Here is a 16712-nt window from a genome sequence, read left to right on the forward strand (position 1 = left end):
TTGCGCACAGCAAGGGCAACGCGGGGTCGGGTATGGCCCATAAACAGGGTCGTAATGGGCCATATCCGACCCCGCGTTGCCTTTAGAGGGGACGGGATTGCACCGAGATGGTGGATTCGCCGTCCACGCTGAACACTGATGATCCTGTAGCGTCCCAATCCGGGAAGAACGTGTCCGATATGACGGCCACGCCATCGTGGGCGAAGACTTCCACGGACGAGGCATCGAGGAGGATGGTGAGCCGGACTTTCCCGTCGCTCCCGGCAGAAGGAAGCGGGACTTGGTGGTACGGGCTGAATTTCTCTGAGAAGTTGGTGGTTCCCGCCTGCGAACGGTCGACCTTCAGGGTCCGGGTTTCCTTGGTGTAGGAGACGCGCAGGCCGGAGGTGCCGTCGGAGGATTGGCGTAGGGTGACCCCGGCCTCCTTGGACGATCCAAGGTCCAGCTCCAGTTCGATCAGCTGGCTGCGTCCCGTGAAGTCCGCTCCCAGGTCCTGGACTGAGGAGCCGATGGTGAGGTTTTTCCTTCTGACCTCACCGCTGCGGCGTTCCAGGGCCTCCCTGGCTGCGGTGGCGATGGCCGAGCGCAGCTCGTAACGGTGGCCGCCCCGGACCAGCGTCAGCTCCCGGGGAATCGCCATGGAACCCCGCCAGGGTGTCGTGGGAACGTGCTGGGCGTAGTCCCAGTTGCCCATCCAGCCCAGCAGCACGGGCTTTTCGCCTGGCGCGCCGGTAATGGAGTTCGCCGCGTAGTAGTCCGCGCCGTGGTCGAGCCATTGTGAGTCGCTGAGGGGTGCGTCCGGGGCTGCCGCGTTCTCTGCTGTGAAGTGCGTGCCGTCGAATTCGCCCACGAAGTACTGCATGCCCGAACCTCCAGCGATGCCGCCGGGGTTGATGCTCAGCAGCATGACCCACTTCTTGGCGGTTGAGCCTTCCACGTTCATCCTGACAAGCTCGGGCACTTCCCAGAGTCCTCCTTGCGCACCCGCGCCGGAGAAATCGCTGAGGTAGTCCCAGTGGAGCAGGTCGGTGGACTTGAAGAGCTTGACCACCTGGGCGTCTGCCACCACCGTGGTCATCACCCAGTACTGGCCCGGCTCGTACCAGAAGACCTTGGGGTCCCGGAAGTTGTTGTTGGTAGGCGCGAGGTTGAGGACTGGATTGCCCTGGTATTTCTGCCACTTGGTGCCGCCGTCAAGGCTGTAGGCGACGGACTGGGCCTGGGCGCCTTGGGGGAGCGCGCCGTTCTTGCCGTAAGCGCTGGTGTAAAGGGCAACCATGGGCGGGTTTTCCGCCGAACCGAGGCCCGAGGCGTTCTTGGTGTCCATCACCATGCAGCCGGAGAAGATCTCTTCCTCGCCGCTCGCCTCCATGGCCAGAGGCTGCTGCTCCCAGTGCACCAGGTCGGTGCTGGTGGAGTGGCCCCAGGACATGTTGCCCCACGAGTTCGCACGCGGGTTGTACTGGTAGAACGCGTGGTAGGTGCCGTCGTGATAGACCAGTCCGTTGGGGTCGTTGAGCCAGTTCTTTTCGGCTGTCAGGTGCGCCACGGGACGCCACGGGTCTGAAGGCGTAGGCGTCCGGCCCGCCGGGGTGGGGGACGGCGTCGGGCCGGCTGTGCAGGAGGCAGCAGCGAAAGAGACCACGACGGCGGCACTTGCGGCCAGCATCCGGCGGCGGGACAGGAGGGGGTTGGGGTAAGTCATGGGGAGAAATCCTGAAGGGTTGGGGGTGGCAGGGGTGCCGGCTCTTCTGGAACCGGCACCCCTGCCGTGGCCTGACGGCCGGGGTGTGCCGGCCTACTTGTAGAGGCCTTCACCGCCAACGCGGACGTTGGTGGGCAGGTAGCCGAACGGACCGAGGCCGTTCTGGCCGAAGCTGCGGTCAACCTGGGTCACGCCGCCCTTGAAGTTCATCTTCACGGTGGGTGACAGGGAGCCGCCGCGGACGCCGTCGACGTTGTCGATGAACGACTGGACGAGGCCGCCGGGCTGCACGTAGTGCGAGTAGGCCTGGAACTGCCGCCCGTTCTGGCGGGGGTCGGGACCCTCCGGTGCGTTGGCCGGCATGTTCAGGTCCGTGGGCGAGCCCAGGGCCAGCCCGCTGTTGTTCACCGGCTGGTAGTCGGAGCGGACGCCGTCGCCTACGAAGCCGTAGACGCCGTCGGGGCCACGCATGCCGTCGGCATAGGTGAACTGGTGGCTGATGGTGAACAGGTAGTACTTGTTCTTGCCGTTCTCGTTCTGGATGAAGATCTGCGGACGCTCAGTCTGGTCGTTGACGCAGTTCGCTGACAGGATCGGGGGCAGGAAGGTCCACTTTGTGAGGTCCTTGTTGTCCGCTACTGCCAGGCCCACGTTGGCGGTCTGGTACCAGGCACCGGTGGTGCTGTTGACCTGGTCGACGGTCTCGGCGTGGGGATCGCCGGGCCGGTAGCCCAGGTCTTCCTGCTTGCACTTGTAGGAGCCGCGGGTGCCGCCGGTGTTGCCTTCGAACACCATGTAGGTTTTGCCCGGGTGCGCAGGGTCGCTGAAGGTGTACGGATCACGGAACGCGAAGCCCGGGTTCTGGGCCTTGTTCTGGTAGAGCTTTCCGTCCGGTTCCAGCAGCTTGGTGTGCTGGAAGCCGTCGAAGGTCACGCCGTTCTTGGTGGCGTGGATGTTGCCCAGGGCTTTGGCGATCGCGGCGTCGGGAGCGATCCCGCCACCGCCTGCGTTCCGTTCGGCGACGTCGTAGAACGTGGTGGCCGTGTAGAACACATTGATCTTGTTGCCCTGCATAAGGCGGGTGGAACCGGACCATTCGGTGTTGCCGATGGAGGTGTTGTCCAGGAACAGGTGTCCGCCGTAGTTCCACTTGTCCTTGGCGGGATCGGCGTTGGTCTTCCGGAAGAAGTAGCCGATCCGGGCGTTCCAGTGGCGTTGGTCGAAGCCGTAGCCGGCGTGCCGGTCGGCAACCAGGGCGAAGATGACATCCCAGCCCTTGTAGCTGATCTGGTTGGCATTCTCGTCAGTCAATGACCAGGTGTCCCAAACCCAGACGTCGTCGTTCATGGCGGGGAAGTCCTTGGGGATTTCCGGCATGGTGACGTTGGGGCTCATGGAGTTCTGGCCGGATGTCACATTGGTGTTGCTCTGGGCCATGATCTGTTTGGCGTCGGCGCGCGTCCATTTGGACGTGAAGTCCGCGGCCGGGTCATACGCCTGCTGGGTGTGCAGGCTCGGCAGCGGGAAGCCGGGCGTGGGCGCCGGCATGGTGCTCGACGGCGGATCGGCCGGCAGGTTTGCCTGTGCCGCCGGCGTGACCAGCAGGATGCTGCCCGCCACGCTGGCGGCCGCTGCGACGGCTACTGCCCGTCGCAGACGGCGCCGCGGCCGTTGAGGGGTTGAGTGCGTGTTCATGCTTGCTCTTCTCGCGGAGTGTTGGACTTCGTGGAGTGGGGCGCATGCCCTGTTCCCCGGTTGGGGATCTCTACTCCGGCGTCCCTCGATCCGCTGGTGGCGTCTTCGAGGGACGCCATCGTTTCGAGGTGGCGGTGAGCCCGTCAGGGCGCTCGCCGCACATGGCTCCGGCACGTCGACTTACCGGAGCACACTCCACGCTAGACACGTGTTAGGCCGCAAATCAAAGGGTGTTTCGTGGGTCGTCCGGGCTACCCGCCGGTAGATGCGCAAGCGCTTACATTGCCAACAGGCGCGCGTGCCACAGGTCGGCGGCAGGAATCAAATGTTGCGCAATAAATCCTATTTAATCTAGGAATTTACTGTGCGTTTACTTTCGGCCGTGCCTGTTAGCGTGCACACTCCATTGACGGTTAAACAACAATGCGCGGGCACCCAGGCGGTGGCCGCGCATTGTTGCCGGTGGATCAGAGCTTGGCGATGATTTCCGCCAGGAGCTTGGAGATACGCTTTCCGGCCGCCTGTCCCGCTTCCAGTACCTCGGCGTGGCTGAGGGGAACCGGGCTGATGCCTGCAGCGAGGTTGGTAACCAAGGAGATGCCGAAGACTTCCATGCCCGCGTGGCGGCCCGCGATTGCCTCCAGCGCGGTGGACATTCCTACCAGGTCCGCTCCGATCCGCTTGGCGTACTGCACCTCGGCGGGTGTCTCGTAGTGCGGACCGGTGAACTGCGCGTACACGCCCTCCTGCAGGGAGGAATCAACCTCACGGGCCAGCGTACGGATGCGCGAGGAGTAGAGGTCCGTGAGGTCCACGAACGTGGCGCCCTCCAGCGGCGATGTTGCTGTGAGGTTGATGTGGTCGCTGATGAGTACCGGAGTGCCCGGGGTCCAATCCTCGTTGAGTCCGCCGCAGCCGTTGGTCAGTACCAGCGTCTTGCATCCGGCGGCTGCCGCAGTGCGTACGCCGTGCACGACAGAGCGGACGCCGCGGCCTTCGTAGTAGTGCGTCCTGGCGCCAAGGACCAAGGCTCGCTTGCCCTCCTTGGTGAGGACGGAGCGGATGGTGCCGACGTGCCCCACCACGGCTGGTTTGTGGAAGCCCGGGACCTCCGAGGCGTTCAGTGTGGCCGTCGTTTCGCCGATCAGATCGGCGGCTTCGGCCCAGCCGGATCCGAGCACCAGCGCTACGTCGTGGGACTCGACGCCGGTCTCCGCGGCTATGAAGTCTGCGGCGGCCTGTGCGGCTTCGAAAGGGTCTGTGTTCATCAGCTCAGTGTTACTCACTGGTACAAGCTACCTTGCCGCCAGCTGAATCAGGTAGGGGCGGAGGTGAGGGTGGGCTGACTGGCAGCCACGGAGGCAATGAGCGAGAATTGAGGATTGTGACCACCCAAGTTGACTTCAGTGCCCCCCGTATCGCGATCCTGGGAGGTGGTCCCGGCGGATATGAAGCTGCCATGGTAGCCGCCTCGCTCGGCGCCCACGTCACCATCATTGAGCGTGCCGGTCTCGGCGGATCCGCCGTGCTGACCGACGTCGTGCCTTCCAAGACCCTGATCGCCACCGCCGACCTCATGACCCGCGTGGGTGAGGCGGACGAGCTGGGAGTCAAGTTCGACGGCGACGGCACGGCCTCCAAGCCCCGCGCCGACCTCAAGCACATCAACGACCGCGTCCTGAACCTCGCCCACGGCCAGTCCAACGACATCCGCGCCGGCCTCGAGCGCCTGGGCGTGGAGATCGTCATTGGCTCCGGCCGGCTGCTGGACAACAACACCATTGAGGTCCTGACCCTCGAAGGGACCCGGACTATCGACGCCGACGCCATCCTCCTGGCCGTCGGCGCCCACCCGCGCGAACTTCCCACTGCAAAGCCCGACGGCGAGCGCATCCTCAACTGGGCCCAGATCTACAACCTGGACGAACTGCCCGAGGAACTGATCGTGGTGGGTTCGGGTGTGACCGGCGCCGAATTCGCCTCCGCCTACAACGGCCTGGGCTCCAAGGTCACCCTTATCTCCAGCCGCGACCAGGTCCTCCCCGGCGAGGACACCGACGCCGCCAAACTGCTGGAAGGCGTCTTCGAGCGCCGCGGCGTGCGCGTTTTGTCCAAGTCGCGGGCCAACGCGGTAGAGCGGACGGACGACGGCGTGAAGGTCACCTTGGGTGACGGTTCCGTCGTCACGGGCTCACACTGCCTGGTATGTGTCGGATCCATCCCGAACACGGCCGGCGTCGGACTCGAGGAAGCCGGCGTAACGCTGACCGAATCCGGGCACATCAAGGTTGACGGCGTTTCCCGCACCACGGCCCCCAACATCTACGCTGCCGGCGACTGCACGGGTGTTTTCGCGTTGGCTTCCGTTGCTGCCATGCAGGGCCGCATCGCGATTGCACACTTCATGGGCGACGGCGTGAAGCCGCTCAAGCTCAACCAGGTGGCGTCCAACATCTTCACGTCCCCGGAGATCGCCTCCGTGGGCGTTTCGGAGGCCGACCTCGCGTCCGGTAAGTACCAGGGCGATGTCGTGATGCTGTCCCTGCTCAGCAACGCCCGTGCCAAGATGCGCAACACCAAGGACGGCTTCGTCAAGATCATCGCCCGCAAGGGATCCGGCACCGTCATTGGTGGCGTGGTGGTGGGGCCGAACGCTTCGGAACTGATCTTCCCGATCTCCGTGGCCGTGACCCAGAAACTGCATGTTGACGACGTCGCGAGCGCTTTCACCGTGTACCCGTCGCTGACAGGATCCATCTCGGAAGCTGCACGACGCCTTCACGTGCACATGTAATTCCAGCGCAGACACGCCCGTTTCGGGGCTTCGCTGCGGGCCATGCCGTACGCGCGGCATGATCCGCAGCGAGCCATCGAAACGGGTTTTGCGTTCCTAGGAGTGCAGTTGGTTCACCGCTTCGGCCACGGGCAGGTGCAGCGCGGGTCCGTGCCCCGGGAGGATCACGCGTGCTTGGACTTCCTCCAGCCGGCGGGTTGCTTCGAGGGCGGCCGCAGGATGATGGTGGAACATCCTGTGCAGCATCTGCGGGCCTTGCCTGCTGCTGATCGGATGCCCGCTGACAAATGTGTCTCCTACGGCAATCGCTCCGGTATCCGGCAGCAGGATCGCTACGTTGCCCGGAGTGTGGCCCGGCACTGCAATCGGCGTGGGTTTGCCCGGAAGGCCGGCGAGCCTGTCCTGGGTCCAGGCTTCTGCGTGCGTGGCCGGCTCTGCCTGGAGGGCCTTTGCCTTGATGACGTGGAGCATCCAGCGGAACACCTTCGGACGCCACACCCGGGCCAGGACCTGGCCGAGGGTGACCTGGTGCTTCTCCTTGCCTTGGACGTGGGCAAGTTCTTCGGGGGAGCACAGGATGGCTGTGCCGAAAGTCCTTGAGAAGTAGGCGGCCGATCCCGTGTGGTCCACGTGTCCATGGGTGATGAGCATGGCTTTGGCATCAGCAGGGTCCAGGCCGAGTTCGCGGACAGACTGCAGCACCAGGTCGCGGTCGGCGGGGTAACCGCTGTCGATCAGGATGAAGCCGGAGTCGTCCGTTGGGGCCGGTGCACTACGGACGATGAGCCAGTTGGATGCGGGTCCTTCGACGAAGTGGACGCCGGGCGCGGGTTCGGAGATGTTCACTCCGGAAGTTTAGACCGTCTGTTTCGATGCCTCGCTGCGCACAATGCCGAAGGCGCGGCACTGTGAGCAGCGAGGCCACGAAATGGCGGATTCAGGCGGTTGCGGCCTGGAAGTGCTTTTCGATGATCCCTTTGATGTCCTCATGGCATCCTCCGCAGCCGGTCCCTGCGCGGGTGGCCTTGGAAACCTCTCCTACGGTGGCGCAGCCAGCCAGCACGGAATCCTCAATGCTGGCCGCATTCACGCCAGCACAACGGCACACGGTCCGCTGGGGATCGTTGCTGGAGGCGCCGGCGTCGAGGTGGTCGGGCCCGTCCAGCCGGAGCAGCAGGGAGCGGTCCGCGGGCAGCTCCGAGGAACGTTCGAAGAGCATCACCAGTTCAGCGGCGGTGCGGGGCATTCCCACAGCCACCAGGCCCTCCAGCACTCCGCCGCGCGTGGTCATCTTGACGTAGCGGCCGTGCTCGGGGTCGGCCCATTGGGAGATCTGGCGTCGTGCACGTCCAGCCGCAGCACCGGCTTCCAGGACTTCTTCGTCCCAGGGATCGGCTTGGTTGTCGCCTGCCATGGCCAGGTTGATGCCGCGGGCCTTCAGGACCACAACGCCGGGCTTTTCCGAGGACAGGGGTTCCAGGGAGTCCGCGGCCAACTGGCCATCGCGGGCCAGGACCAACAGGTACTCCGCCAGCCATTCCGCCTGTCGCCAGCCCGGCCCCACCAGTCCTGAAGGGCCGCCCGCGGTCCGGCACTCCTTGCAGGAAGGATCGGCGCAATGGACTTCGGCGCAGTCACCGATCGCGAACATGTGAGGCTCGTGATGGGTCCGGAGGTGGTGGTCCACCAGGATGCCGGACGCCACGGGAAGCCCGCAGCCCTCGGCGAGTTCAAGGCGAGGGCGGACACCACAGGACAACACCAGCAGATCGCCGTCAATCGCGGATCCGTCATCGAGCAGCAGGGCCGAGAATGAGCCACCAGGACCTGCAGTCTCTACCCCGGTGGAGCGGGCATTGCCGGCCATCCGGACGCCACTTGCACGCAGGCTGTTGCTAAGGACGGAGCCGCTGCCTCGGTCGATGCTGCGGGCCAAGGGGAAGGGGCCGTTGTGGACCACGGTGGCCTTGGCGCCCTCCTCCGAGGCTGCCAGTGCTGTTTCCAGGCCGAGGACGCCTCCGCCCAGGACGACAACCCGCTTCTGCTGCCTAACCGCCGCGCGAAGCACAGCGGCGTCCTGAAGATCGCGAAGCGTGATGACGCCGGGAGGAAGGACGGGACCGGAAGGATCCGGGTTGAGCCCCGTGAGGTTGGGAATGACGGGTCGTGACCCGGTAGCGAACACCAGGCGGTCATAGTGCTCCGTGGTGCCGTCGGCGAGGACCACGTGCTGCCGGGCACGGTCGATCCTCTTGACCTTGACGCCCAGGCGGAGCTGCACGCCGTCGGCCTCCAGCCCGGGAACATCAGCCATGGCCAGTGCTTCGGCGCTTGTCCGCCCGACACCTAGTTCTGCCACCATCACGCGGTTGTACGCAGCGTCGCTTTCCTGACCGACCACCAGCAACTGCACGAGACCGGTCCGGACAGCGGGGAGAAGCTCCTCAACGAGCCGGGCAGCCACTGGCCCGAATCCTACGACGACAATGCGCTCGCTCATGAAGCCTCCTTGATGTGCAGTGGAATTCCCGCTCCGGCAGGAACGCCATCCAGGGTTCGTGAAGAGACCGCGCGCCGGACCCACACCCTGCTGGTCTTGAACTCCGGCATGCCGGAGATGGGATCTGTGGCCGACTCCGTCAGGCGGTTGGCATTTTCCTGGCCGGGGAAGTGGAAGGGCAGGAAGACGGTGTCGGGGCGGACCGAGGTGCTCAGCTCGGCCCGGCACAGGACTTCTCCCCGCTCATTGGTCACTGTGGCGTAATCGCCGTCGGAAATCCCTCGTGCTGCCGCGGTTCCGGGATGGATGAGGAGCCGTGCCTGGGGTTGCGCCGCCAGCAGCTCGGCAACCCGGCGGGTCTGGGCGCCGGACTGGTAGTGCTCCAGGAGACGACCCGTAGCGAGCGCCAGGGAGTCGTCCGCAAATGAACGCGCAGCCCGTTTCGACGGCGTCACGGGAACCATCACGGCCCGGCCATCAGCGTGGGCAAAGCCGTCACCGAAGAGCCGCGGAGTGCCGGTGCTGCCGGCTGGATACGGCCAATAGGCTGCCTCGCCACGGTCCAGCATGGCGTAGTCGATGCCCGAGTAGTCCGCCAGGCCGCCGGCCGAGGCCAGGCGCAGCTCTTCGAAAACGGTCTCAGGGTCATCACTGAACGTAGAAGGGGCTTCGAGCATCTCGGCGAGCCGGGCCATAAGCCACAACTCGCTGCGCACGCCCGGGGGAGGAGTGAGTGCCTTGCGACGGCGGATCACCCGGCCCTCCAGGTTGGTCAGGGTTCCTTCTTCCTCGGCCCACTGCGTGACAGGCAGGACCAGGTCCGCTTCGGCGGCCGTCTCGGACATGAAGAAGTCGCACACCACCAGGAAATCCAGGCTGCGCAAGCCCTGTGTCACGGCGTTGGTGTCCGGTGCGGAAACCACCACGTTGGCGCCGTGCACGAAAAGGCAGCGGACGCCGTCGGGCTGTCCCAGCGACTTGAGCAGTTCGACGGCGGGCAGGCCGGGTCCGGGGATCAGCGACTCGTCAACGCCCCAGACGCTGGCCACATGGGCACGCGCGGCGGGGTCGGTGATCTTACGGTAGCCGGGCAGCTGGTCGGCTTTCTGTCCGTGTTCCCGGCCGCCTTGTCCGTTGCCCTGGCCGGTGAGGGTGCCGTAGCCGCTGAGTGCCGAGCCGGGCAGTCCGAGGAGGAGGCTTAGATTTATGGCTGCGGTGGCGGTATCGGTGCCGTCCACGTGCTGCTCCACGCCACGGCCGCTGAGGATGTAGCTGCCGCCCGCGCGGGCACCCTGGGCCAGGCGCCGGGCCGTTTCGCGGATGAGGTTGGCAGGGACGCCGGTGATGGACTGGACCCGCTCCGGCCAGAACGCGTTGAGGCTGCGCACCAGGGCTGAGTATCCGCTGGTGCGTTCGGCGATGTATTCAGCGTCCACGAGCCCTTCGTGGACCACCACGTGCGAGATGCCCAACAGCAGTGCCAAGTCGGTGCCGGGCGTCGGCTGCAGGTGGAGGCCGCCGCCGTCGGACGTAAACGCGGCGGTAGCCGAGCGGCGGGGGTCCACCACGATCAACCCGCCGACGTCGCGGGCGCCCTGGAGGTGCTGGACGAATGGGGGCATGGTCTCGGCGACGTTGGATCCGAGCATAAGGATGACCGACGCCGAATCGAGGTCGGTCACGGGGAAGGGGAGCCCGCGGTCCACTCCGAACGCCCGGTTGCCGGCGGCCGCGGCCGAGGACATGCAGAACCGGCCGTTGTAGTCGATGCGGGACGTGCGCAGTGCCAGGCGGGCGAATTTACCCAGCAGGTACGCCTTCTCGTTGGTGAGGCCGCCGCCGCCGAAGACCCCAACAGCGTCGTTCCCGTATTGCTGCTGGGTGTCTTTGACGGCTGCGGCGATCAGCATGAGGGCCTGGTCCCAGGAGATGGGCTGGTGGACGCCGTCGGATCCTTTGAGCATCGGCTCCGTGACCCGGCCGCTATGGCGCAACAACGACGCCGATGTCCAGCCTTTGCGGCACAGCCCGCCCCGGTTTGTGGGGAAGTCGCGCCCTGAAACCTCGAGCGGGACGGCGGGGGTGGCCGGTTCTGCGGCGGGCGCTGCCGCTGTGCCTTGGACTGCGGGTGCAGCCGGGGTCAGCGTCATGGCGCACTGGAGCGCGCAGTAGGGGCAGTGGGTATCGGCGCCGTTGGGCATCTAGATGTGTCCGATCGTGTTGCGCTTCCGGGCGGGGCGGATGTAGCAGACCCAGCAGACGGTGAGCATCAGGACGTAGGCTCCGACAAAGCCGTAGAAGGCCGGGGTGTAGGAGCCGCTGGCTGTGTTGGATGCGTTGAGCACCTGCGGGATGACGAAGCCGCCATAGGCGCCGATCGCCGAGATCAGGCCGAGTGACGATGCTGCGAGGCGTGCTGTGGCGGCGCTGCTGGCGCCGGAGCGGGCAGCACGGCTGGACGTTGCGAAGATGACCGGGATCATGCGGTACGTCGCGCCGTTTCCGAAGCCGCTGGCCAGGAAGAGCAGCAGGAACAGGCTGAGGAAGAGCCAGAAGTTCTTCAGCGGCAGCGTCCAGATCATGGTCAACGTGATGACGGCCATGGAAGCGAACGAGGCGATGGTCATGCGTGCCCCGCCCATGCGGTCGGCCATGCGTCCGCCGTAGGGTCGGGCCAGGGAACCGACCAGCGGGCCGAGGAAAGCCAGGGACAAGGCCACAGCGCCAACGTGGAACGAGGAGAAGTCCGGGAAGTAGTCCTTGATCAGTTTGGGGAAGACGCCCGCGAAGCCGATGAACGAGCCAAAAGTTCCGATGTACAGGAACGCCATGATCCATAGGTGAGGTTCCTTGAGGGCGGCCAGTGAGCCGGCCACATCACCTTTGGCGCTGGTGAGGTTGTTCATGTATTTGTACGCGCCGAAGGCGGCGATGATGATCAGCGGTATCCAGATGATGCCCGCCATGGGCAGGTTGACGGTTCCGGCGGCCAGCAGGGTGATGGCGATGGGGACAACAAGCTGGGCGACGGCGGCACCGAGGTTGCCGCCGGCGGCGTTCAGGCCCAGCGCCCAACCCTTTTCGCGCGCCGGGTAGAAGAAGGTGATGTTCGCCATCGAGCTGGCGAAGTTGCCGCCGCCGAAGCCTGCGAGGGCGGCGATGAGGAGCATGACACCGAACGGAGTCTGCGGATTCGACACGCAGATCGCCAGCCCGGTGGTGGGGATCAGGAGCAGGAGGGCCGAGACGATGGTCCAGTTCCGGCCACCGAACTTCGGAACCATGAAGGTGTAGGGAATGCGGAGTGTGGCGCCCACGAGGCTGGGGATGGAGATGAGCCAGAAGATCTGGTTGGAATCGAAGGTGAAGCCTGCCGCGGGGAGCTGGACCACCACGATGGACCACAGCTGCCAGACGACGAAGCCGAGGAATTCGGCAAAGATGGACCAGTACAGATTCCGCTTGGCGATGGACCGGCCTTCGGCTTCCCACTGGCCCTTGTCCTCGGCATCCCAGTTGGCAATCCAGCGGCCGGGGCGGTGCTCAAGGGCGGGGGTGGCAGCAGTGGTGGACTGGATGGGGGCCAGTGCATCTGCGGTGCTATCAACAGTCACGGAGTGCCTCCTTGGTGGGGGACGTTGTTCTTCCAAGGTAGGTTTGGCGCATTTCACGGACGGTCGCTGTTTGTAAACGCCCTGTGACATTTCCCTATCGGCGGGGTCACCAGCGCGTGAGACGGCGGTGAGGTAATGTGGCGCAGACCACATGGTGGGATTTTCTCGTTCGTCCGCATACTGGACTTGGTTGTCCAGTCAATGGACAGCGGGAACTATTATTGAACTCTCAAATAATCCTTCGCCGGGCAAGCTCCGAGGGGCATCGGCCGGTATGAACGAAAGCTGCAACTACATGTCTTCCACCGCACCATCCAAGGAAGGCGAGTCCACTAAACCAGTGAACTCGCGGGGCAAGGTGATCTTCGCGAGCCTGATCGGCACGACGATCGAGTTCTACGACTTCTACGCCTATGCCACCGCGTCGGTACTCGTCTTCCCCAAGCTCTTCTTCCCGGACGCCACCGACATCAACGCGCTGCTCAGCGCCTTCGCCATCTTCGGTGTCGCCTTCTTCGCGCGTCCCATCGGCGCAGTGGTCTTCGGACACTTTGGTGACAAGATCGGCCGCAAGGGCACCCTGGTTGCCTCCCTGCTGACCATGGGTATTGCAACCTTCCTCATCGGCCTCCTGCCCACCGCCTCCATGCCGGGTTGGGCCATCCTCGCGCCGATCATGCTGGTCGTGCTCCGCTTCTTCCAAGGCCTCGCCCTGGGTGGCGAGTGGTCCGGTGCTGCCTTGCTCGCAACAGAGAACGCGCCTGAAGGCAAGCGCGCAATTTACGGTACGTTCCCGCAGCTGGGTGCGCCGATCGGTTTCATCATCGCCAACGTGATCTTCATCTGGATGAACGTGGCGCTCAGTGCTGATGAGTTCCTTGCCTGGGGTTGGCGCGTGCCGTTCATCCTCAGCGCCGTGCTGGTCATCGTCGGTCTCTACGTCCGCCTGAAGCTGGTGGAGAGCGTGTCCTTCACCAAGGTCATCGAGCAGGAGAAGGTCCAGAAGCTGCCCCTCGCTGCAACGCTCAAGAGCCACTGGCGCCCGGTCCTCGCTGGTACGTTCATCATGTTCGCCACGTACGTGCTCTTCTACATCATGACCACGTTCACGCTGTCCTACGGCACCAAGCCAACGTTGGCCGGCGCTCAGGCCGCAGCCGAAAAGGCCGGCAAGCCGATGACGGCCGAGCAGGTCGCCGCGTTCGTCCCCGGGCTGGGCATCACCCGCTCCGACTTCCTCTGGATGCTGATCATCGGCGTCGTCTTCTTCGGCATCTTCACTGTGGTTTCAGGCCCGCTGGCCGAGAAGTGGGGCCGCCGGAAGTTCCTGCTGGGCGTTACGGCCGGAATCTTCGTTTTCGGTGCCCTCTGGTTCACCATGTTTGGACCCGGCCAGGCCGCAGCCATGGTGGGCCTGATCGTGGGCTTCACCCTCATGGGCCTGACGTTCGGCCCCATGGCGGCGATCCTGCCGGAGCTCTTCCCGGCGAACGTCCGCTACACCGGCTCGGCTGTCGCCTACAACCTGTCGTCCATGATCGGAGCGGCCCCTGCGTCCTTCGTGGCCATCGCCCTGTGGTCGGCGGCAAACGGCAGCACTTGGTTGGTGGGCGTCTACATGGCCGCCGCTGCCGTGGTCACCTTCATTGCCTTGCTCCTCACCCGGGAGACCAAGGACACGGACTACGAGAACAACGTCGCCTAAGAACCTTAAGAACAAGCTGCCCAATAACGACGCCGGCCCCGCACCGAAAGGTGCGGGGCCGGCGTCGTTAAGCGTCGGTTCCTAGTCCTCGATGGTCGCGATGACCGCACCGGCGGCCACGGTTTCCCCGGCGCTGGCAGACAGGCCCCGGACGGTGCCCGACTTGTGGGCGGTGAGGGGCTGTTCCATCTTCATGGCTTCGAGAACCACGATCAGATCGCCCTCGGCCACCACGTCACCTTCGGAGGCCGCCACCTTGACGATGGTGCCCTGCATGGGCGAGGTCAGTGCATCGCCGCCGGCAGCGGCAGCCGCAGCACCTGCCGAGCGGGAACGCTTCTTGGACTTGCCGGACTTAGTGCCCGTCCCGGCAGAGGCGGTGGCGACGCCGGCACCCAGGCCGGACGGCAGAACCACTTCAAGGCGCTTGCCGCCAACCTCGACGACGACGCGCTGGCGCTCACCGGCGTCGGGCGTTCCGGCGTCTGCGCCCGCAGCAGACCAGGCCGGGATGCTGTTGACGAACTCGGTTTCGATCCAGCGGGTGTGGACCGAGAAGGGGCCCTCCGCGGGAGCGAAAGCAGGGTCGGTGACCACTGCGAGGTCGAACGGGATGACGGTGGGGATACCCTCCACCACCATTTCTTCCAGTGCGCGGCGTGAACGCTGGAGTGCTTGCTCGCGGGAAGCGCCGGTGACGACCAGCTTGGACAGCATGGAGTCGAAGTTGCCGCTGATGACGTCGCCCTGCTCGATGCCGGAATCCACGCGGACACCCGGGCCCGTGGGGTTCTTCAGGGTGGTGACCGTACCGGGTGCGGGCATGAAGTTCCGGCCCGGGTCTTCGCCGGTGATGCGGAACTCGAAGGAGTGGCCGCGGACCTCGGGGTCCTCGTAGCCGAGTGCTTCACCGCGGGCGATGCGGAACTGTTCGCGGACGAGGTCGATTCCCGTGACTTCCTCGGAGACGCAATGCTCCACCTGGAGGCGGGTGTTGACCTCAAGGAAGGAGATGGTGCCGTCCTGGCCCACCAGGAACTCACAGGTTCCGGCACCCAGGTAGTTGGCTTCCTTGAGGATGGCCTTGGAGGATTCGTAGAGGCGCTTGTTCTGCTCTTCGCTCAGGTACGGGGCAGGGGCTTCTTCCACGAGCTTCTGGTTGCGGCGCTGCAACGAGCAGTCGCGGGTGGAGACCACCACCACGTTGCCGTAGGCGTCGGCCAGGCACTGGGTTTCGACGTGGCGGGGGGCATCCAGGAACCGCTCGATGAAGCATTCGCCACGGCCGAAGGCTGCAGTGGCTTCGCGGACGGCGGATTCGTAAAGCTCCGGAATTTCTTCCATGGTGCGCGCAACTTTGATGCCGCGCCCGCCGCCGCCAAACGCAGCCTTGATGGCAACCGGAAGGCCGAATTCTTCGGCAAATTTGAGGATTTCGTCCGCGGATTCCACGGGATCAGCCGTGCCGGGGACCAAGGGTGCGCCCACCTTTTCGGCAATGTGGCGGGCCTGGACCTTGTCGCCCAAAGCCGAAATGGCCTCAGGTGACGGGCCGATCCAGTTGATGCCGGCGTCGATGACTTTGGCGGCGAACTCGGCGTTCTCGGCCAGGAAGCCGTAGCCGGGGTGGATGGCATCCGCGCCCGACTGCTTGGCGACGTCGATGATCTTGTCCATCACCAGGTACGACTCAGCGGCCGTGTTCCCACCCAGGGCGTACGCTTCGTCGGCGAGGCGGACGTGGAGGGCGTCGCGGTCCGGGTCTGCGTAGACGGCTACGGAGGCAATGCCTTCGTCCCGGGCGGCTCGGATGATGCGGACCGCGATTTCGCCGCGGTTGGCAATCAAGACCTTGGTAAGAGGGCTGGAAATGGGCTGCGCCGGGTTAGCTGACAAGTTGTTGACTCCTTCTGTCCTTCAGGGAGCCTAGCGCGATTGTGAGGGTTCCGCCCATATTGATGGGGGATTCCGTGTGTGAGGCGATGTTCCTTTGTAGGGTTGCTACAAATTCCCTACTGGCTGTCCGCGCCCCACAGTTCGGTGATGCCCACCTTGGCATGCACCAGCAAGTCGCGGAGGGTGGAGATGGAAAGACCGACGACGGCGTGCGGGTCCCCGTCCACCTTGCGGATGAAGGCCCCGCCCAATCCGTCGATGGTGAACGAGCCAGCGCAGTGGAGCGGTTCACCGGTGGCGATGTAGGCGTTGATCTCGTTCTCGCTCATCGATGCGAAGTGCACCTCGGCGCTCGACACAGCTCCCACAGTAGCGCCCGTGCCTTCGGCGGGTTCATCGTTTTCCACGTTGGCGGCAGTGTCCCGGCAATCAACCAGCCAGTGTCCGGTGTGCAGCACGCCTTGTGAGCCGCTCATGCGCAGCATCCGCTCGCGGGCAACCTCCGCTGTGTAGGGCTTGCCGTGGGACTCGCCGTCGAACTCGAACACGGAGTCGCAGCCGATCACCAGGGCACCTTCGGCCTCAGGCAGGGCAGCGACGGCCTCCGCCTTGGCCCTGGCCAGCAGGAGCGCGGTGTCGTGGGCGTCGGTCACGCCGTACTTTGCCTGTACTGCGTCCTCGTCCACGTCCGAAACCAGGACCTCGTGCCTGATCCCCGCCTCGGCCAGGAGTTTGGTGCGGGCGGGGGACTGGGAGGCAAGGATCAATCGGGTCACGCTCCCCAGCCTAATATGATCCTCCCT

At 65.0% G+C, this 16712-nt stretch carries 11 protein-coding genes; 2 read left to right on the plus strand and 9 right to left on the minus strand.

Annotation, left to right across the window (positions count from 1 at the left end; translation table 11 throughout):
- Positions 1 to 82: 82 nt before the first annotated feature.
- The 3 genes from JMY29_RS06570 to JMY29_RS06580 all read right to left on the minus strand — a co-directional run bounded on the left by JMY29_RS06570 (position 83) and on the right by JMY29_RS06580 (position 4668).
- On the minus strand, positions 83 to 1705 hold the full coding sequence (locus tag JMY29_RS06570; protein ID WP_189075865.1) for a glycoside hydrolase family 32 protein: 1623 nt from the start codon (positions 1703 to 1705) through the stop codon (positions 83 to 85).
- 93 nt (positions 1706 to 1798) lie between these two features.
- Positions 1799 to 3400, minus strand: a complete 1602-nt coding sequence (locus tag JMY29_RS06575) for a glycoside hydrolase family 68 protein (RefSeq protein WP_189075864.1) — start codon at positions 3398 to 3400, stop codon at positions 1799 to 1801.
- Between the two features lie 467 nt (positions 3401 to 3867).
- Entirely contained in the window at positions 3868 to 4668 is an 801-nt protein-coding gene (locus JMY29_RS06580; RefSeq protein WP_018777383.1) for a purine-nucleoside phosphorylase, read from the minus strand.
- Positions 4669 to 4784: 116 nt separating this feature from the next.
- On the opposite strand from JMY29_RS06580, the gene JMY29_RS06585 reads away from it, so the two are divergent.
- Entirely contained in the window at positions 4785 to 6194 is a 1410-nt protein-coding gene (locus JMY29_RS06585; RefSeq protein WP_026267116.1) for an NAD(P)H-quinone dehydrogenase, read from the plus strand.
- Between the two features lie 96 nt (positions 6195 to 6290).
- Here JMY29_RS06585 and JMY29_RS06590 read toward each other — a convergent pair whose 3' ends face one another.
- The 4 genes from JMY29_RS06590 to JMY29_RS06605 all read right to left on the minus strand — a co-directional run bounded on the left by JMY29_RS06590 (position 6291) and on the right by JMY29_RS06605 (position 12308).
- On the minus strand, positions 6291 to 7040 hold the full coding sequence (locus tag JMY29_RS06590) for an MBL fold metallo-hydrolase (protein WP_189075863.1): 750 nt from the start codon (positions 7038 to 7040) through the stop codon (positions 6291 to 6293).
- A gap of 91 nt (positions 7041 to 7131) precedes the next feature.
- Positions 7132 to 8694 (minus strand): FAD-dependent oxidoreductase, encoded by a 1563-nt coding sequence (locus tag JMY29_RS06595; RefSeq protein ID WP_189075862.1) that lies wholly within the window; start codon positions 8692 to 8694, stop codon positions 7132 to 7134.
- Complete coding sequence (locus tag JMY29_RS06600; protein WP_189075861.1) at positions 8691 to 10895, minus strand: molybdopterin oxidoreductase family protein; 2205 nt, start codon at positions 10893 to 10895, stop codon at positions 8691 to 8693. The genes JMY29_RS06595 and JMY29_RS06600 overlap by 4 nt, the downstream gene beginning before the upstream one ends.
- Positions 10896 to 12308 carry an MFS transporter gene (locus JMY29_RS06605; protein ID WP_039240395.1) on the minus strand — a complete coding sequence of 471 codons (1413 nt, stop codon included), beginning with the start codon at positions 12306 to 12308 and terminating at the stop codon, positions 10896 to 10898.
- Between the two features lie 295 nt (positions 12309 to 12603).
- Here JMY29_RS06605 and JMY29_RS06610 point away from each other — a divergent pair, with 295 nt between their 5' ends.
- Positions 12604 to 14013, plus strand: a complete 1410-nt coding sequence (locus tag JMY29_RS06610; protein WP_026267117.1) for an MFS transporter — start codon at positions 12604 to 12606, stop codon at positions 14011 to 14013.
- Positions 14014 to 14094: 81 nt separating this feature from the next.
- Here JMY29_RS06610 and JMY29_RS06615 read toward each other — a convergent pair whose 3' ends face one another.
- On the minus strand, positions 14095 to 15909 hold the full coding sequence (locus JMY29_RS06615; protein ID WP_189075860.1) for an acetyl/propionyl/methylcrotonyl-CoA carboxylase subunit alpha: 1815 nt from the start codon (positions 15907 to 15909) through the stop codon (positions 14095 to 14097).
- Positions 15910 to 16025: 116 nt separating this feature from the next.
- Entirely contained in the window at positions 16026 to 16685 is a 660-nt protein-coding gene (locus tag JMY29_RS06620; protein ID WP_026267118.1) for a Maf family protein, read from the minus strand.
- Positions 16686 to 16712 lie beyond the last annotated feature (27 nt).

Source organism: Paenarthrobacter nicotinovorans, from assembly GCF_021919345.1.
GTDB lineage: Bacteria > Actinomycetota > Actinomycetes > Actinomycetales > Micrococcaceae > Arthrobacter > Arthrobacter nicotinovorans.